The following is a 17,311-nucleotide window of genomic DNA, read 5'->3' as shown; positions in this document are numbered from 1 at the left end:
AGTACTGGCAGCATCCTCGCACCTGCCACTGACAGTGCGCCCGTCGCTCCGGAAAAGGTGATCTTGAATGGTCGGCTCTGCCCGCAAAAGTGCCTGAGAGATGACCCACAGGCGACCGCTTGAGATCACTCACGTTCCCCTGCGGCAACCACGAGACCGAGGTGAGCGTCTTCCCTTCGAACGAGTGTGAGGGCCGCTACGTAAGACCCACAGGAAGACGACACTCCGGTCCCCGGCCCCCGGCCTTACAGTGGGTCGGACAGGCCAGCAGGCAAGGCAAGCACCAGGGAGCGCATGACGTGCGGCCGGTAGGCAGCAAGTACCTGCTCGAGGAGCCGCTCGGACGCGGCGCCACGGGCACCGTCTGGCGAGCCCGCCAGCGCGAGACGGCGGGCGCCGAGGCGGCCGTGCCGGGGCAGCCCGGCGAGACCGTCGCGATCAAGGTCCTCAAGGAGGAGCTGGCCGGCGACCCGGACATCGTCATGCGATTCCTGCGCGAGCGGTCCGTCCTGCTGCGGCTGACCCACCCGAACATCGTCCGGGTCCGTGACCTGGTCGTCGAGGGTGAGCTGCTGGCGCTGGTCATGGACCTCGTCGAGGGCCCCGACCTGCACCGCTACCTGCGCGAGAACGGGCCCTTCACCCCGGTCGCCGCGGCCCTGCTCACCGCCCAGGTCGCCGACGCCCTCGCCGCCAGCCACTCCGACGGCGTCGTCCACCGCGACCTCAAGCCGGCCAACGTCCTGCTCCAGCAGTACGACGGGCAGATGCACCCGCTGCTGACCGACTTCGGCATCGCCCGGCTGGCCGACTCCCCGGGACTGACCCGCACCCAGGAGTTCGTCGGCACGCCCGCGTACGTCGCGCCCGAGTCCGCCGAGGGCCGCCCGCAGACCTCCGCCGTCGACATCTACGGCGCCGGCATCCTGCTGTACGAGCTGGTCACCGGCCGCCCGCCGTTCTCCGGCGGCTCGGCCCTCGAGGTGCTGCACCAGCACCTGAGCTCCGAGCCGCGCCGCCCCTCCACGGTCCCCGACCCGCTGTGGACGGTCATCGAGCGCTGCCTGCGCAAGAACCCCGACGAGCGCCCCAGCGCCGAGAACCTCGCCCGCGGCCTGCGCGTCGTCGCCGAGGGCATCGGGGTGCACGCGAACTCCGCGCAGATCGCCGCCGCCGAGGGCGTCGGCATGCTGCTCGCGCCCGACCCGGCCCCCGCGCCGGTGCCGGACACGCCCGGCTCGGCCGACCCCACCCAGGTCCTCCCGCAGGGCGCCGGCGCCTACGACCCGAACGCCGCGACCAGTGTCCTGCCGCACACCGGCGGCCCGGCCGGCGCCGCCGACCCCACCGCCGTCATGAACCACCGCGGTGCGGCCGACCCGACCGCCGTCATGCCGCCGGTCCCGCCGGGCTCGCCCGGCCACCCCGGTGCGCAGAACCAGCAGGGCGGCCCCGAGGACCCGCACCCCTGGCAGAACCAGCTGCGCGCGGCCCGCGACCGCAACGAGCAGACGCAGGTCCAGTACCTCGACCCCAACGAGGACCCGCTGCGCCGCCGCCCCCAGCGCCAGGTCGCCAGGCCGCAGCAGCAGCCCCCGCGCCGTCAGGCGCCCCCCTCGGGTTACGCCAACCCGCAGCCTCAGCAGTACGCCGCACAGCCGCAACGGCCCCAGCCGCCGCAGCGCTACGCCCCGCCCGCGCCCCCGGCCCAGCCCCAGCAGCCGCAGCGCGAGCCCCGGCAGCCGCGGCAGCGCAGCGCCAACCCGATGCGGATCCCCGGCCTCGGCTGCCTGAAGGGCTGCCTCTTCACGATCGTCATCCTGTTCGTCGCGGGCTGGCTGGTCTGGGAGCTGAGTCCGCTGCAGGAGTGGCTCGGCACCGGCAAGGGCTACTGGGACCAGCTCACCGACTGGTTCAACACCGTGACCGGCTGGTTCGAGAAGCTCGGCGGGAGCGGTTCCGGCACGAACTGACCGGAACCGCCCTGCGGGGTTGGTGATTTGTCGACACCTGGCGGGTGATTTCCGCCTCCCCGGTGAAGGTTGGCCTTCCCTACGCGTAGTTTTAGCGACAACACGCGTCGGTAGGAGCAGTCTTGGCACGGAAGATCGGCAGCCGGTACACCGCCCACCAGATCCTCGGGCGGGGCAGCGCCGGCACGGTGTGGCTGGGCGAGGGCCCCGAAGGCCCCGTCGCCATCAAGCTGCTGCGCGAGGACCTCGCGTCCGACCAGGAACTCGTCGGACGCTTCGTCCAGGAGCGCACGGCCCTGCTCGGTCTGGACCACCCGCACGTGGTGTCGGTGCGGGACCTGGTCGTCGACGGCAACGACCTGGCACTGGTCATGGACCTCGTCCGCGGCACGGACCTGCGCACCCGGCTCGACCGGGACCGGCGCATGGCCCCCGAGGCGGCCGTCGCCATCGCGGCCGACATCGCCGACGGACTGGCGGCCGCGCACGCCGCGGGCGTGGTGCACCGGGACGTCAAGCCGGAGAACGTCCTCCTGGACATGCAGGGCCCGCTGGGCCCCGGCGGGTCCCACCGCGCGCTGCTGACCGACTTCGGCGTGGCCAAGCTCATCGACACCCCGCGCCGGACCAAGGCCACCAAGATCATCGGCACCCCGGACTACCTCGCCCCGGAGATCGTCGAGGGTCTGCCCCCACGCGCGTCCGTCGACATCTACGCGCTCGCCACGGTCCTCTACGAGCTGCTGGCGGGCTTCACCCCCTTCGGCGGCGGCCATCCGGGCGCGGTCCTGCGTCGGCACGTCACGGAGACGGTCGTGCCGCTGCCCGGCATCCCGGACGAGCTGTGGCAGCTGCTGGTGCAGTGCCTGGCCAAGGCCCCGGCCTCACGGTTGCGGGCCTCGGAGCTCGGCGTCCGGCTGCGGGAGCTGCTGCCGATGCTGGCGGGCATGCCCCCGCTGGAGGTCGACGAGCCGGACACCGAGTCCGCGGAGGAGTCCGACCGTGACGAGCAGCCCACCGGAGCGGCGCCGGCCGGGGAGCGGGTCAGGAGGCGGGGCGCGGTCCCCCTGGTGCCGGGCGCGAAGCCCGCCGACTCCAACCGGGACACCCACACCTCGATGCGCGTCCCGGCCCCCGACGAGCTGGCCGGCGGCGCCCACGGCACGGCCCGGGCCCCGCGCGCCCCGGGCGCCCCCCGCCCCGGCTCCGCCCGCAACCGCGCCGCCACCAGGCGCCGCCGGTTGGCCCTGGGGGCGGGCGCGGTGGCCCTCGCGGCGGCGATCGGCGTCGGAGCCTGGCTGACCACGTCGGACGACGACCGGAGCGCGCCTCCCCAGGACACGCAGAACTCCGCCCCGCAGACCCCCTGAGCCGCCTGCCCCGGCCGCCCGGCGATGGCCGCCGGGCGGAGCCGTTACGCTGGAGGGCGTGGCAGTCGTCGACGTATCCGAAGAGCTCAAGTCCCTCTCCTCGACCATGGAGTCGATCGAGGCCGTTCTGGACCTCGACAAGATGAGGGCAGACATCGCCGTGCTCGAGGAGCAGGCGGCCGCGCCGTCCCTCTGGGACAACCCCGATGAGGCGCAGAAGATCACCAGCAAGCTGTCCCACCTCCAGGCCGAGGTGCGCAAGGCCGAGGCCCTGCGCGGTCGCATCGACGACCTGGGAGTCCTCTTCGAGATGGCCGAGGAGGAGGACGACCCGGACACCCGCGCCGAGGCCGAGTCCGAGCTCACGGCCGTGAAGAAGGCACTGGACGAGATGGAGGTCCGCACCCTCCTCTCCGGTGAGTACGACTCCCGCGAGGCGCTGGTGAACATCCGTGCCGAGGCCGGTGGCGTCGACGCCGCCGACTTCGCCGAGAAGCTCCAGCGCATGTACCTGCGCTGGGCGGAGCAGCGCGGCTACAAGACCGAGATCTACGAGACCTCGTACGCGGAAGAGGCCGGCATCAAGTCGACCACCTTCGCCGTACAGGCGCCCTACGCCTACGGCACGCTCTCCGTCGAGCAGGGCACGCACCGGCTCGTGCGCATCTCGCCCTTCGACAACCAGGGCCGGCGGCAGACCTCCTTCGCGGGCGTGGAGATCCTTCCCGTGGTGGAGCAGACCGACCACATCGAGATCGACGAGTCCGACCTGCGCGTGGACGTGTACCGCTCGTCCGGACCCGGCGGCCAGGGCGTCAACACCACCGACTCCGCGGTGCGCCTCACCCACATCCCCACCGGCATCGTCGTCTCCTGCCAGAACGAGCGCTCGCAGATCCAGAACAAGGCGACCGCCATGAACGTGCTCCAGGCGAAGCTGCTGGAGCGGCAGCGCCAGGAGGAGCGGGCCAGGATGGACGCCCTCAAGGACGGCGGCAGCTCCTGGGGCAACCAGATGCGTTCCTACGTGCTGCACCCGTACCAGATGGTGAAGGACCTGCGCACCGAGTTCGAGGTCGGCAATCCCGAGGCCGTGTTCAACGGTGAGATCGACGGCTTCATCGAGGCCGGAATTCGCTGGCGCAAGCAGCAGGAGAAGTAAGTTTGTCGACAAGGCAACTGCCGCCATCGGGGCGGCAGTTGCCTTTTCCGTACCCCATGTCCGGGTTTTACATCACACTCACGCCCTCAGACTCCCGGCATAGCCCCCGTAGTTGGACATGGCGGCCGTAAACGGCCTTGACGTGTTCTTGAAAAATGGGAAGGGTAAAGCGCGGCATGCGTGTCTCTGGGGCGCATGTGAACCGGGGCGCCTTTCACCGCAGTTGTCCCCGTCGAGCACAGCCCCGAGCGCTGCCTAATGACGATGAGCTACTGGGGGTAGCAACCACATGACGAAGAAGACGCGGATCCGTGTCGCGCGGATAGCCGCCGGTGCCGTGATCGCGGCCGGTGCCTCGCTGACCGCCGCCGGTGCGGCATCCGCTCTCGACCTGGGCGTCAGCGTCGGCCTCGGTGACACCAGTGTCGGTGTCGGCGTGAGCACGGGCGATGACGCCCCGACGGACCCGCCGACCGAGCTCCCGACGGACCCGCCGACCGACCTTCCGACGGACCCGCCGACCGACCTTCCGACGGACCCGCCGTCGACCGGGGAGCCCACCGACGAGCCGACCGAGCCCACCGACGAGCCCACCGAGCCGACCGAGGACCCGACGGACGTCCCGTCCGACCCGGGCAACGGCAACGGCACCGGCGGCAGCAACGGCAACGGTGGCACCGGCGGCAGCGGCGGCAACAACGCCGACCCCGACGGCGGCACCTCGCCGCAGGAGGAGGGCTCCTCCTCCCTCACCGACATCGGCTCGGACTCCACTCCTGCCCCCCAGGCCCAGGCCCAGGGCAATGGCCAGGAGCTCGCCGAGACGGGTGCCGCGCAGACCACCTTCCTGGTGATCGGCGCAGCCACGATGATCGCCGGCGGTGTCGGTTTCCGTCTGCTGCCCCGCCTCGTGAGCGGCCGCGGCGGCGCTGCCGCCTGACGGTAGCCGGGTCCGTACGGACCGTGCACCCAGCGCAACACCGAGGGCCCGGAGCGAATGCTCCGGGCCCTCGGCCGTGTCCTCGGGGTTACGCCGTCACGCGGTCTGGTGGGCCAGCAGGGCCACCGCGGCGATCAGCACCATCAGCAGGGCGATCAGAGCCATCGGATTCAGGCCCGCCAGGAAATTCTCCTGTTGCAGCCGCTCGCGGTTCGCGCGGCACACGGGGCAGCGGCCCTCGTTCACGGGGGACGCGCAGTTCGCGCACACCAGCCGGTCGTACGTCATGCGCTTGCCCTCCTTGCGCCGGTTCCACGTGTTCAACGTCCGTGGGGGCGGGAATGTTCCCCCTCCACTTTGCCAGGTTCCACCGGTCCTCGCGCGGCCTCGCCTTTTCTGTGGTGGTACGCACAGTCCGCCCACGCCCCTCGGCGCTCCGCACAAAACGGCACATCCATGGCGCAATCACGGTCGGTGACTGCGGTGCCCCACCCGGTTCGCGTATGGTCACGCTCATCTACCCCCGGCGACCCGTGGTGCATCCGTGATCCGATTCGACAACGTCTCCAAGGTCTACCCCAAGCAGACCCGCCCGGCCCTCAGGGATGTATCCCTGGAGGTCGAGAAGGGCGAGTTCGTCTTCCTCGTGGGGTCCTCCGGCTCCGGAAAGTCCACCTTCCTGCGGCTGATCCTCCGCGAGGAGCGGTGCAGTCACGGCCAGGTGCACGTTCTGGGCAAGGACCTCGCCCGCCTCTCCAACTGGAAGGTCCCGCAGATGCGGCGCCAGCTGGGGACGGTGTTCCAGGACTTCCGCCTGCTGCCGAACAAGACGGTCGGCGAGAACGTCGCCTTCGCGCAGGAGGTCATCGGCAAGTCGCGCGGCGAGATCCGCAAGTCCGTGCCGCAGGTGCTCGACCTCGTCGGGCTGGGCGGCAAGGAGGACCGGATGCCAGGCGAGCTGTCCGGTGGTGAGCAGCAGCGCGTCGCCATCGCGCGGGCCTTCGTCAACCGCCCCAAGCTGCTCATCGCCGACGAGCCCACCGGCAACCTCGACCCGCAGACGTCCGTCGGCATCATGAAACTGCTCGACCGCATCAACCGGACGGGCACCACCGTGGTGATGGCCACGCACGACCAGAACATCGTGGACCAGATGCGCAAGCGCGTCATCGAACTGGAGAAGGGCCGCCTCGTCCGCGACCAGGCCCGCGGTGTCTACGGCTACCAGCACTGATACCGCACCCGAGATCCACGGAAAGGCATAACCAGACGCCATGCGCGCCCAGTTCGTCCTGTCGGAGATCGGTGTCGGTCTCCGCCGCAACCTGACGATGACCTTCGCCGTCGTCGTCTCCGTCGCCCTGTCGCTCGCCCTGTTCGGCGGGTCGCTCCTGATGAGCGACCAGGTCAACACCATGAAGGGCTACTGGTACGACAAGGTCAACGTCTCGATCTTCCTCTGCAACAAGAGCGACGCCGAGTCGGATCCGAACTGCGCCAAGGGCGCGGTGACCGACGACCAGAAGAAGCAGATCAAGGCCGACCTCGACAAGATGGGCGTCGTCCAGGCCGTCACGTACGAGTCGCAGGACCAGGCGTACAAGCACTACAAGGAGCAGTTCGGCGACTCCCCGCTCGCCAGCTCCCTCACGCCGGACCAGATGCAGGAGTCGTACCGCATCAAGCTGAAGGACCCGGAGAAGTACCAGGTCATCGCCACCGCCTTCAACGGCCGGGACGGCGTGCAGTCCGTGCAGGACCAAAAGGGCATTCTGGACAACCTGTTCAAGCTGCTGAACGGTATGAACTGGGCCGCCCGCGCGGTGATGGCGCTGATGCTGGTCGTCGCGCTGATGCTGATCGTCAACACCGTGCGTGTCTCGGCGTTCAGCCGACGGCGTGAGACCGGCATCATGCGGCTGGTCGGCGCCTCCGGCTTCTACATCCAGGCGCCGTTCATCATGGAGGCCGCGGTCGCCGGACTCATCGGCGGCACCCTCGCGTGCGGGTTCCTGGTGCTCGCCCGGTACTTCCTCATCGACCACGGACTGGCCCTGGCCGACCAGCTGACACTGATCAACTTCATCGGCTGGGACGCCGTCCTCACCAAGCTGCCGCTCATCCTCGCGACGAGCCTCCTGATGCCCGCGTTGGCCGCGTTCTTCGCGCTGCGCAAGTACTTGAAGGTGTGACGCATGCCAAGAGGGGCCGTACGGTCAACCGGCCGTGCGGCCCTTCCGCTTGTCCTAGACTCACCGGCATGTCAGGTCGTGACCCGTTCTGTCAGCCCCGTCACATCCGTCGCGGGGCCGCCCTGACATTGGTGTTCACGAGCGTGCTCGTCGCCGGTGCGGCCACCGGGGCGCTGCCCCAGGGCCAGGGGAAGTCCGCGCCGGTGGAGGCCCGTTCGGCGGGTTCGGCCGCACACCACGCGGATGTCGCCCGGGCCGCCGAGGAGGCCATGGCCGACGGCACGTCCCCGGTGCAGGCCGCGAAGCGCGCCGTCAGCCGCAGCGGGGACCGCTGGGGCGCCGTCTACTCCCCGGGCGAGTACGAGGAGTTCGAGGAATCCCTCGACGGCCGGTACACCGGCGTCGGCCTGTGGGCCCGCAGTGAACGGGACGGCCGTATCGAGGTGACGCGGGTGCGTGCCGGGTCGCCCGCCGCCACCGCCGGGATCCGCCCAGGAGACCTGCTGCGCAGCGTCGACGGGCAGAAGACCGACGGCCGGCCCGTCACCGAGGTCGTCTCCTTACTGCGCGGCGACGCCACCGACGCCCCCGCGGGCACCACGGTCCGTCTCGGCCTGGAGCGCGGCGGTCGCGCGTGGACCGAAACCGTGCGCCGGGCCCAGCTGTCCACGGACTCCGTCACCGTCCGGGAACTCGCGGGCCGCGTCACCGTCATCAAGGTCGACACCTTCACCAAGGGGTCCGGCCGCCAGGTCCGCGAAGCCGTCCGCCGGACCCCGCCCCGCGCCGGGATCGTCCTCGACCTGCGCGGCAACTCCGGCGGGCTGGTCTCCGAGGCCGTGACCGCCGCGTCCGCCTTCCTGGACGGCGGCCTGGTCGCCACCTACGACGTCGACGGCGAGCAGCGCGTCCTGCACGCCGAGTCCGGCGGGGACACCACGAGACCGCTGGTCACGCTCGTCGACGGCGGGACGATGAGCGCGGCCGAGCTCCTCACCGGCGCCGTGCAGGACCGCGGGCGGGCGCTCGTCGTGGGCTCCCGCACCTTCGGCAAGGGCTCGGTCCAGATGCCGAGCCGGCTGCCCGACGGCTCCGTCGCGGAGCTGACCGTCGGGCACTACCGCACCCCCTCCGGCCGCGGGGTCGACGGCCGCGGCATCACGCCCGACCTGGAGACCGGCGAGGACGCCCTCCAGCGGGCCGGGACCGTGCTGCGCGGCCTCGCGAGCTCCTCGTAATCGACTTTCCGCGGAGCCCCTCCGTAGTGCGAAAATGGCGGCACTATGGCTAAGGAAAAAGGGCGCAAGCTGATCGCGCAGAACAAGAAGGCGCGGCACGACTACCTCGTCATCGACACCTACGAGGCCGGTCTGGTCCTCACCGGGACCGAGGTGAAGTCCCTGCGCCAGGGACGGGCGTCGCTGGTCGACGGCTTCGTGCAGCTGACCGACGGTGAGGCGTGGCTGCACAACGTGCACGTGCCGGAGTACAGCCAGGGCACCTGGACCAATCACAGCGCACGGCGCAAGCGCAAGCTGCTGCTGCACCGCTCCGAGATCGACAAGCTGGAGTCGAAGTCGGGGGACACGGGCCACACCATCGTGCCCCTCGCGCTCTACTTCAAGGACGGCCGGGCCAAGGTCGAGATCGCGCTGGCGAAGGGCAAGAAGGAGTACGACAAGCGCCAGGCCCTGCGGGAGAAGCAGGACCGCCGGGAGACCGACCGCGCGATCGCGGCGGTGAAGCGCAGGCAGCGCGGGGCATAAGGAATACGCTGGCACCGACCTGCGTTGGTCACGTACGATGGTGTCTGCACCCCACGGCGGGTGCGCGCCCCTCTTCGGAGGGATTGTCAACACAACATGGGGATGATCGGTTTCGACAGCGGCTGTCGAAGCAGGGGAAGCGTGTCGAGGAAGCGGCAATGATCTCGTAAACCATATGTCGCAAAAAATAATCGCCAACACCAAGCGCGATTCCCAGTCCTTCGCCCTCGCTGCCTGATAAGCAGTGACTGAAGGACCCTAAATGGGTGTCAGCCCGGGAGTGTTCCCGGCCCGGATCCTGGCATAATCTAGGGAACTAAACCATCGAGCCCGGTCACGGGGCCCGATGGGAAACCAAACAGTGACTGGGCCCGTCGGCGACTTGTTCGCGTGATCGCCGGGGCCGAGAAAATCACAGCGAACTGCACACGGAGAAGCCCTGATTCTGCACCGTTGGACGCGGGTTCGATTCCCGCCATCTCCACTCATCCCATGTGGGCGAAGGCCCCGCCGCTTCCGAGCGGCGGGGCCTTTGTCATGCGGTCACGCAGAAACGTGATCGTGCGAAAGGCCGGGAGGTCTCGTGGGCTACAGCCCGTGGATCCACACGTTCGCCGGGGCGCCGACGTCCCCGTCCTGCTCGACCGGCCGATCAGTCGAGCTCCAGGGTGAGGGAGCCCGTGCCGGGCGGGGCCTGGACCTCGTGGTCGCCCGCGGCCAGGCTCCAGGCCTTTGCCGGGGCGGTGCACGTCGCCCGCAGGGTGTCGCCCTCGCGGACGACCGTGAAGGTCACGTCCCCGACCGGCACCGTCGCCTCGTCGCCGGGTCGCAGGCCGTACGCCCGCAGGGTCACCCCGTCGGTGTGGTCGTAGTCCGGGCGGTCCTCCCGCGCCCCGAACGGGATCACCGCGCCCGGCCGGACCAGCAGCGGCGCGCTCAGGAAGCCGTGCCGCTCGCGCACCCAGCGCGGGCCGGTGACCGTCTCGCCGGTCAGCAAGTGCGTCCAGGTGCCTTCGGGGACGTAGTACGTGACGTCGCCCTCGTCGCTGAACACCGGGGCGACCAGCAGGTCGGGGCCGAGCATGTACTGCCGTTCCAGGTGGGCGCAGCCCGGGTCGTCCGGGAACTCCAGCACCATGGCCCGCATCACGGGCAGGCCCTCGGTGTGGGCCGTGCGGGCCGTCTCGTACAGGTAGGGCATGAGGCGGAGCTTCAGCCGGGTGAAGTGGCGGGCCACGTCGACGGACTCCTCGTCGAACTGCCAGGGGACCCGGTAGGACCTGCTGCCGTGCAGCCGGCTGTGCGAGGAGAGCAGTCCGAAGGCCAGCCAGCGCTTGAATAGCGCCGGTGTGGGAGTGCCCTCGAAACCGCCGATGTCATGGCTCCAGAAGCCGAAGCCCGACAGACCGAGGGACAGCCCGCCACGCAGCGACTCCGCCATCGACTCGTACGTCGCCTCGCAGTCGCCGCCCCAGTGCACGGGGAACTGCTGGCTGCCCGCCGTCGCCGAGCGGGCGAAGACGACGGCCTCCTGCTCGCCGCGGTGCTTGCGCAGCACCTCGAAGACCGTGCGGTTGTACAGGTACGTGTAGTAGTTGTGCATCCGCTCCGGGTCCGAGCCGTCGGACCAGACCACGTCGAGGGGCACCCGCTCGCCGAAGTCCGTCTTGAAGCAGTCGACGCCCTGTGCGAGCAGCGCCTCCAGCTTGCCGGCGTACCAGTCGCGGGCGGCCGGTGACGTGAAGTCGACCAGGGCCATGCCGGGCTGCCACAAGTCCCACTGCCAGACGCTGCCGTCCGGCCGCCGCAGCAGGTGCCCGAGAGCCCTGCCCTCGTCGAACAGCGGGGAGCGCTGGGCGATGTACGGGTTGATCCAGACGGAGACGCGCAGGTCACGGGCTTTCAGCCGGGCCAGCATGCCCTCCGGGTCGGGGAAGACCCGCGGGTCCCACCGGAAGTCGCACCAGTGGTACTCCCGCATCCAGAAGCAGTCGAAGTGGAAGACGGACAGCGGCAGTTCACGCTCCCGCATGCCCTCGATGAAGGACGTCACCGTCTCCTCGTCGTACGAGGTGGTGAAGGACGTCGACAGCCACAGGCCGAACGACCAGGCCGGCGGCAGGGCCGGGCGGCCGGTGAGGGCCGTGTACCTGCGCAGGATGTCCTTCGGGGTGGGGCCGTGGATGACGTAGTACGTCAGCTCCTGGGTCTCCGCGCTGAACTGCACCCGGGAGACCACCTCCGAGGCGACCTCGAAGGACACGTGGCCCGGGTGGTCGACGAAGACGCCGTAGCCGGCGTCCGTGAGGTAGAACGGCACGTTCTTGTAGGCCTGTTCGCTGCACGTGCCACCGTCGGCCTGCCAGATGTCGACGACCTGCCCGTTCTTCACCAGCGGGCCGAAGCGCTCACCGAGGCCGTAGACGGATGTGCCGACCGTCAGGACCAGTTGTTCGCGCAGGTGGTGCGCGCCGGTGGCGTCCCGCATGATGCCCGCGTTCTTGTGGCCGCTGCGGGTGAGGGTACGGCCGTGCGCGAGGAACTCCACGTCCCAGGGGCCGCCGCGGGCCAGCCGGACCGACAGGTCGCCGGAGGTCAGGGTCGCGTGCTCGTCGTCGTACGAGATCTCCGCGGCGGTGTCCGACGCCGTCAGCTCGAACTCGGGGCCGCGGGGCACCCCGCCGGTGAAGTGCGTCAGGGTCAGTCCGATGACGTCGGGCATGGGGGAGTGCACCTTGACGGTGAACACCGGCCCCGTCATCAGGTCGCCGCGGGAGCGGATGGGCCGGGTCGGCGCGTGGATCTCCAGTGCGCCGTCCGACTCGGTGACGTCGAGGACCTGGGCCGGGTGCGACGCGGTCACGCCCTCGCGCAGGAGCCAGTAACCGTCGGTGAACTTCATAGGGTCCCCACTCTCCCGGCGCATGATGTCGAAGCGCTTCGACGATCGAACGTATGCGGGGGACGCGAGGGCGTCAATGGTGCGCAGGAATCTTGGTGAAGCGATTCGAAGAACTGCCGAGGAACAGGGGCAGGGACAAGGTGAGGGCCGTGGCCGCCGCCGTCACGGGGATCGCGTAGCCCGCCGCCGGGGAGAGGTGCTCCACCGTCCAGCCGCCGAGCGCGCTGCCGCAGGCGATGCCGCCGAGCAGGCCGGTCACCGCGAGAGTCATGCCCTCGTTCAGCCGGCCCTCGGGAGTGCGCTCCTGGATCAGCGTCATGGTGGTGACCATCGTCGGCGCCGTCGCCATCCCGGCGACCAGCAGCGCGGCCGCCAGCAGGAGGAGGGAACCGGTGAGGGCCGCGGCCAGCAGGGGCAGGGTCAGCAGCGCGGCCATGGCGGCCACGCACCGGGGCAGCCGGGCCGCGGCCGGGCCGGACGGCTTCACCGCGCCGTACAGCAGGCCGGCCGCGCAGGAGCCTGCGGCCTGCAGCGCGAGCACGGCACCAGCCGCCGCCTGCCGCCCCTGCGCGTCGGCGAAGGCCAGCGTGACAACCTCCGTCGCGCCGAAGACGCCGCCCATCGCCAGGCAGACCGCGAGCAGCGGGGGGATCCCGGGGGCGCGCAGCGGTGTCTTGCCGGGTATGTGCGCGCGGACCGGGGGCTCCGTCGCGCGCCGGGTCGTGAACAGGACCATGCCGGTCAGCAGCAGCACCGCGCCGGTCAACGTGCCGGCCTCGGGGAAGAACGTCCCGCACAGGAAGGCCGCGAGCACCGGGCCCAGCATGAAGCACAGCTCGTCCGCCGCCTGCTCGAAGGAGTTGGCGGTGTGCAGCGCCTTCGGGTCACCGGCCAGCAGATGTGCCCAGCGGGCCCGGGACATGCCGCCGGTGTTGGGGGTCGTGGCGGTGGCGGCGTAGGAGGCGAACAGGGTCCAGTCGGGGGCGTCCTGGCGCACGCACAGCAGCAGGGAGAGGGAGCCGAACACGGCGATCACCGTGGCGGGCAGGGCCACCCGGGCCTGTCCGTACCGGTCGACGAGCCGTGCGATCCACGGCGCGACCAGTGCGGTCGCCGCGAGTCCCGTCGCGGTGACCGCACCGGCGAGGGCGTACGAGCCACGGGTCCCGGCGATCATCACGACCGCGCTGACACTGAACATGCCCATCGGCAGGCGGGCGATGAGGTTCCCGGCGGTGAACGCGCGGGTGCCCGGCAGGCGGAACAGGCGGCGGTACGGGGAGAGTCGGGGCATGCGTCCACCGTCGCCCGGGGGTGATCAAGAGGTCCAACACCTGTTCCGCGCGCACTCACGCACTCCGGTTGTGAATCCCTGGCGCGAGGCCGGAAGGCCATGGCGGGAAACGTTCGCTGCCTGTTCTTCATACAGGGATATGGAGATTACTGATGTTCCTCATAGCGCATGGAAAAGATGCTCATTCGGGAAATTCCTTCACTCGTTTGCCGCGCATCCGCGGAAGTGGGCCGACGGTTAGTCGAGACATGACCGAGGCGACCAGGAAAGACGGCTGGGCGGTAACGCTCGGCCCGTACACCTACATTCCCGCTCCAGCGCACTCGTCGGCGACAGTCAACGGGACGCTCACCAAAGGCGGTTGCCCGGTCACGCTGCAGGTGACCGAGGCGGTGCTGCGCGACTTCATCGACGCCATGAGCACCCTGGAAAAGGATCTTGCCCGACGGTGGATCAGTGCGACGGATTGGCCCGCTTTCGCGCTCGCAGAATAAGCGGGGCACGCCGTGTACGACAAAGTTGAGGGCACCGGCCGGCATCGGGCTCCGGCCCGGGATTTCATCACACCGCTGACCCCGCCGGACCCGACCTGGGACCCCGCTGAGGAACTCGCGTTCATCCTCGAGGAAGCGCTCGGGGAGCAGGCGAGGATTCCCGCCCCGCGTGACGAGGACCTGCCTCCTGCCGAGGAACCCGCCCCGGCCCCCGCACCGGCGACCCACATGCGGCGCCTCCAGGACATCACCGAGGAACTGCCGCCCGTGCGGGAGGTTCCGAGACGGCACCGCAAGGTCCGGGTCCGCAAGGCCGGGGGCGTGCTCCGCACCACGAGCCTCCTCGTCGCGGCCCTGGTCGCCGTCATCGCCTCCGCGGTGAGCCTCCTGAGCGGTGTCGTCGCCTACGACCCGCTTCGGCTGGTCGCCGTGTCCCCCGAGGCGCGGGGGCTGCGCACCTGGTGGCCCCTGCTGGTGTACGGGCCCTGGCTGGTGGGCTCCCTGTCCGTCCTGCGGGCCGCGCTGCACCAGCGCCGTGCCGTGCACTCCTGGTGCGTGGTCCTGGTCTTCTCCTGTATCGCCGTGCTGCTGTGCGTGGTCCAGGCGCCCCGGACCATCCTCGGCATCGCGGCGGCGGCCCTGCCCGGCCTCGCGGCCCTGGCGTGCTTCCAGCAGGTCGTCCGCCAGATCACCCTGACCAGGCCGCCGATGCGGTCGCTGCCGCGCCACAGGGTGGGCCAGGCTCCACCCGCGGCGGGTGCGGAGGCCCGGCCAGGGCCGGAATCCCCAGGGGCGGCCGACCCCGGGAAGGGCCAGGGCAGCACCCCGCGCAGGAACATCGGCACCTGAACGTGCCGCCGGCCCGGGCACACCGCGTGCGGTCGGCGCCCCTGCGGCCCCGGCGCCCCGGTGCCCCCGCTTGCCCGGGCCCGGGCGTTGTAGGTTCGCCGCATGTCAGCCCACCTCGACCCCCGTCTGCTGCGTGGCTTCGTCACCGTTGCCGAGGAGTTGCACTTCACTCGCGCCGCGGTGCGGTTGCACGTGGCTCAGCAGGCGCTCAGCCGGGACGTGCGGCGGCTGGAGCGGGAGTTGGGGGCCGAGTTGTTCGTGCGGACCACCCGGCAGGTGACGCTCAGCCCCGACGGGGAGCGCCTGCTGCCGTACGCCCGCCGGGTGCTCCGAGCCCAGGACGAGCTGCTCGCCGCCTTCGGCCAGGCCCGGCCGCTGCTGGTCGACCTCAACTCACCGGGCCTGGTCACACCGCGCCGCGTCCTGCACGAGGCGCGTGAACTCGCCCCGCGGCACGAGTTGATGGCCCGTTACGAGAGTGGCCTGACCGGAGCCGCCGGGGAACTGCTCGCCGGCCGGCTGGACGCGTCGTTCGGACGGTTCGCCGGGCTGGACCCGGCGCTGCGGGCCGGACTCGACCACCAGCCCGTGCGGTTCGAGCCGATGGCGGTCGTCCTGCCCGAGGACCACCGGCTCGCCGGCCGGGAGTCCGTGCCGCTGGCCGAGCTGGCCGGTGAGAGCGTCTACGCGGGCGCCGGCAATCCACGCACGCCCGAGTGGACCGGCCTCGCACGGCTGCTCTTCGAGGGCCGGAACATCGATATCGCGCCACCCGCGCCGCTGGCCGTCGGGGACGAGGAGTTCCAGCGGATCATGGCCAGGACACGCAACCCGATCCTGGCCGTCGTGGAGTTCCCCGCCCTGCCGTCGACGGTGGTGCGGCCGCTGGTCGACCCGGTCCCGCTGTCCCCCGTCTCCCTGGTGTGGCGCAAGGGCCTGACCCACCCCGCGCTCGACGCGCTGCGGCGGGCGGCGGCCCGGCTCGCCGCCGAGGAGGGGTGGCTGCGGCGGCCTGCCGGAGGGTGGATTCCGGCCGGTGACGATGTCCTCATGACGTCTCACGACTGACACGATTCGACGCCCGCGCTCACACACAACCTCCCCGTGCGCTACATTCAACGTCTGAGCACGGTGTGGTAATAGGGGTGCGTTCGGACGGGTGGGGGCCCGGTCCGACGGCGGGTGCTCAGGTCGTCAAGCGCACCTGAACCATCCTGTGGGGGGAAGTGCGTGCGCGTGAAAGAGTGGCGAGAAGACGCCCAACCGGAGTGGCCCGAGGCCGCTACAACTACCGGGGAAGTCCGGTCGGACGGAAGATTCCGGGACCGGAGAGCCACGCAGCTCCTCCCCGGTCATGACGTCCGGACGGCCGGCCACCGGCTGCCCGCGGGGACGGAGGTACTGGCCGGTATTCCCCGCCAGAGCGACGGCGAGGCCGTTTCGTTCACCCCGGGCAGGCGGACCTCGGTCCGCGACCCCTGGCAGGAGCAGGAGGAGGCCGGCCCGTCGAAGCACGCCGGCGACACGGACGGGCAGACCCACGATCCGCACGAGGTCACCATCCAGCTCGACGCCGTGCAGCTCGGCGACGGTCTTTTGCGCCGGGCCGAGGAAGGCACAGGCGCCGGGACCCCCGCGGACCGGCCCGTCTTCGTCGACGAGTCCGGCCGCCGCAGCCGCCGCTACCGCCGGATCGGCATGGCCGTCGCCCTGGCCTGCGGGGTCTACGCCGTCGTCATCGTCGCCACGCTGATGTCGGGCAACTCCAACGCCCCCTGGCTGCCCGTACCGACCAGGGAGGACAACCCGCCGGCCGGGCAGGTCGACAGCCCGCCTCTGACGGCCGAGTCGGCATCGCCCGAAGACGCGGGGGAGACCGGCGCCACCGCGCCGGGCAGTGTCCCGGCGACCGGCGACGCCACCGCACCCACGCCCGGCCCCAGCGCAGCCGCGCCCAAGGCCACCGGCGGCTCCGGTACGCATCCCGACGCCTCCGCCAAGCCCTCGCCGGCCGCGCCCCGGGCCACCCCGAAACCCGGCCCCAAGGCCACCGACCCGGCTCCGACCACACCCGCGGACCCGCCGAGCACGCCGGTCACCGACCCGACACCCACGGGCGAGGCCTCCCCTCAGCCCACCGAGACGACGGGCACCGGCGGTGACGGCGGCACCGTCGCGGAAGGACCGGCCGAGCCGCAGCCCGTCGCGGAAGCCCCGGCCGAACCGCAGCCCGCGGCGGAGACGCCCGCCGCCTAGACCGCGGCGCCGTCCGGGTCGCGTCGTCGCCTGAACCGCGTCGCCGCCCGGGCCGCGTCGCCCGTGCGGCGCCCGCCGCTCCGGGCGCCGCACCACCGCTTGCCCGCCGGGCG

15 protein-coding genes and 1 other RNA gene are annotated in these 17,311 nt (G+C 71.1%); 13 read left to right on the top strand and 3 right to left on the bottom strand.

The window, feature by feature from the left end; genetic code table 11:
* Positions 1-299: 299 nt before the first annotated feature.
* The 4 genes from AB0B29_RS04360 (at position 300) to AB0B29_RS04345 (ending at position 5,445) form a co-directional block, all read left to right on the top strand.
* A complete protein-coding gene (locus tag AB0B29_RS04360; RefSeq protein WP_362233735.1) occupies positions 300-1,973 on the top strand; it encodes a serine/threonine-protein kinase in 1,674 nt (557 codons plus the stop codon).
* A 122-nt stretch (positions 1,974-2,095) separates the two neighbouring features.
* A complete protein-coding gene (locus AB0B29_RS04355; RefSeq protein ID WP_362233732.1) occupies positions 2,096-3,343 on the top strand; it encodes a serine/threonine-protein kinase in 1,248 nt (415 codons plus the stop codon).
* Between the two features lie 58 nt (positions 3,344-3,401).
* Positions 3,402-4,505, top strand: coding sequence for a peptide chain release factor 2 (gene prfB, locus AB0B29_RS04350; protein ID WP_362233729.1), 1,104 nt, complete (start codon positions 3,402-3,404; stop codon positions 4,503-4,505).
* 289 nt (positions 4,506-4,794) lie between these two features.
* On the top strand, positions 4,795-5,445 hold the full coding sequence (locus tag AB0B29_RS04345) for a hypothetical protein (protein WP_362233726.1): 651 nt from the start codon (positions 4,795-4,797) through the stop codon (positions 5,443-5,445).
* A 96-nt stretch (positions 5,446-5,541) separates the two neighbouring features.
* On the opposite strand, the gene AB0B29_RS04340 is transcribed toward AB0B29_RS04345, so the two are convergent.
* Positions 5,542-5,733 carry a hypothetical protein gene (locus AB0B29_RS04340; protein ID WP_352097909.1) on the bottom strand — a complete coding sequence of 64 codons (192 nt, stop codon included), beginning with the start codon at positions 5,731-5,733 and terminating at the stop codon, positions 5,542-5,544.
* 256 nt (positions 5,734-5,989) lie between these two features.
* On the opposite strand from AB0B29_RS04340, the gene ftsE reads away from it, so the two are divergent.
* The 5 genes from ftsE (at position 5,990) to ssrA (ending at position 9,890) form a co-directional block, all read left to right on the top strand.
* A complete protein-coding gene (gene ftsE, locus AB0B29_RS04335) occupies positions 5,990-6,679 on the top strand; it encodes a cell division ATP-binding protein FtsE (protein WP_003990615.1) in 690 nt (229 codons plus the stop codon).
* A gap of 40 nt (positions 6,680-6,719) precedes the next feature.
* Complete coding sequence (gene ftsX / locus AB0B29_RS04330; protein ID WP_362233723.1) at positions 6,720-7,637, top strand: permease-like cell division protein FtsX; 918 nt, start codon at positions 6,720-6,722, stop codon at positions 7,635-7,637.
* A 68-nt stretch (positions 7,638-7,705) separates the two neighbouring features.
* On the top strand, positions 7,706-8,875 hold the full coding sequence (locus tag AB0B29_RS04325; RefSeq protein ID WP_362233720.1) for a S41 family peptidase: 1,170 nt from the start codon (positions 7,706-7,708) through the stop codon (positions 8,873-8,875).
* 45 nt (positions 8,876-8,920) lie between these two features.
* Positions 8,921-9,403, top strand: a complete 483-nt coding sequence (gene smpB / locus AB0B29_RS04320) for an SsrA-binding protein SmpB (protein ID WP_351644763.1) — start codon at positions 8,921-8,923, stop codon at positions 9,401-9,403.
* Between the two features lie 98 nt (positions 9,404-9,501).
* Positions 9,502-9,890, top strand: a transfer-messenger RNA (tmRNA) gene (gene ssrA / locus AB0B29_RS04315).
* Between the two features lie 165 nt (positions 9,891-10,055).
* Here the strand turns inward: ssrA and yicI are convergent.
* Together yicI and AB0B29_RS04305 are read right to left on the bottom strand one after the other, a co-directional pair.
* The gene (yicI, locus tag AB0B29_RS04310) at positions 10,056-12,305 is read right to left on the bottom strand and encodes an alpha-xylosidase (protein WP_362233717.1); all 2,250 of its coding nucleotides are present in this window, start codon (positions 12,303-12,305) and stop codon (positions 10,056-10,058) included.
* Positions 12,306-12,378: 73 nt separating this feature from the next.
* Complete coding sequence (locus AB0B29_RS04305; RefSeq protein WP_362233715.1) at positions 12,379-13,599, bottom strand: MFS transporter; 1,221 nt, start codon at positions 13,597-13,599, stop codon at positions 12,379-12,381.
* Positions 13,600-13,847: 248 nt separating this feature from the next.
* Here AB0B29_RS04305 and AB0B29_RS04300 point away from each other — a divergent pair, with 248 nt between their 5' ends.
* From AB0B29_RS04300 to AB0B29_RS04285, 4 genes are all read left to right on the top strand, one after another.
* On the top strand, positions 13,848-14,093 hold the full coding sequence (locus tag AB0B29_RS04300) for a hypothetical protein (protein WP_053669824.1): 246 nt from the start codon (positions 13,848-13,850) through the stop codon (positions 14,091-14,093).
* 12 nt (positions 14,094-14,105) lie between these two features.
* Positions 14,106-14,942 (top strand): hypothetical protein, encoded by an 837-nt coding sequence (locus AB0B29_RS04295; protein ID WP_362233712.1) that lies wholly within the window; start codon positions 14,106-14,108, stop codon positions 14,940-14,942.
* A 102-nt stretch (positions 14,943-15,044) separates the two neighbouring features.
* Positions 15,045-16,010, top strand: a complete 966-nt coding sequence (locus AB0B29_RS04290) for a LysR family transcriptional regulator (RefSeq protein ID WP_362233709.1) — start codon at positions 15,045-15,047, stop codon at positions 16,008-16,010.
* 168 nt (positions 16,011-16,178) lie between these two features.
* Positions 16,179-17,198: a hypothetical protein gene (locus AB0B29_RS04285; protein ID WP_362233706.1), complete on the top strand. Its 1,020-nt coding sequence runs from the start codon at positions 16,179-16,181 to the stop codon at positions 17,196-17,198.
* Positions 17,199-17,311: the final 113 nt, after the last annotated feature.

Origin of the sequence: Streptomyces tibetensis, from assembly GCF_040647715.1 — a bacterium.
In the GTDB taxonomy this organism is placed as follows: domain Bacteria; phylum Actinomycetota; class Actinomycetes; order Streptomycetales; family Streptomycetaceae; genus Streptomyces; species Streptomyces tibetensis_A.
This window is presented reverse-complemented; position numbering and strand designations above follow the sequence as displayed.

Excerpts from the sequence above, each read along its gene's own strand:
- ftsX (WP_362233723.1), top strand. The coding sequence starts at position 6,720 with ATGCGCGCCCAGTTCGTCCTGTCGGAGATCGGTGTCGGTCTCCGCCGC.
- AB0B29_RS04300 (WP_053669824.1), top strand. The coding sequence starts at position 13,848 with ATGACCGAGGCGACCAGGAAAGACGGCTGGGCGGTAACGCTCGGCCCG.
- AB0B29_RS04340 (WP_352097909.1), bottom strand. The coding sequence starts at position 5,733 with ATGACGTACGACCGGCTGGTGTGCGCGAACTGCGCGTCCCCCGTGAAC.
- smpB (WP_351644763.1), top strand. The coding sequence starts at position 8,921 with ATGGCTAAGGAAAAAGGGCGCAAGCTGATCGCGCAGAACAAGAAGGCG.
- AB0B29_RS04305 (WP_362233715.1), bottom strand. The coding sequence starts at position 13,599 with ATGCCCCGACTCTCCCCGTACCGCCGCCTGTTCCGCCTGCCGGGCACC.
- AB0B29_RS04325 (WP_362233720.1), top strand. The coding sequence starts at position 7,706 with ATGTCAGGTCGTGACCCGTTCTGTCAGCCCCGTCACATCCGTCGCGGG.
- AB0B29_RS04290 (WP_362233709.1), top strand. The coding sequence starts at position 15,045 with ATGTCAGCCCACCTCGACCCCCGTCTGCTGCGTGGCTTCGTCACCGTT.
- AB0B29_RS04345 (WP_362233726.1), top strand. The coding sequence starts at position 4,795 with ATGACGAAGAAGACGCGGATCCGTGTCGCGCGGATAGCCGCCGGTGCC.
- yicI (WP_362233717.1), bottom strand. The coding sequence starts at position 12,305 with ATGAAGTTCACCGACGGTTACTGGCTCCTGCGCGAGGGCGTGACCGCG.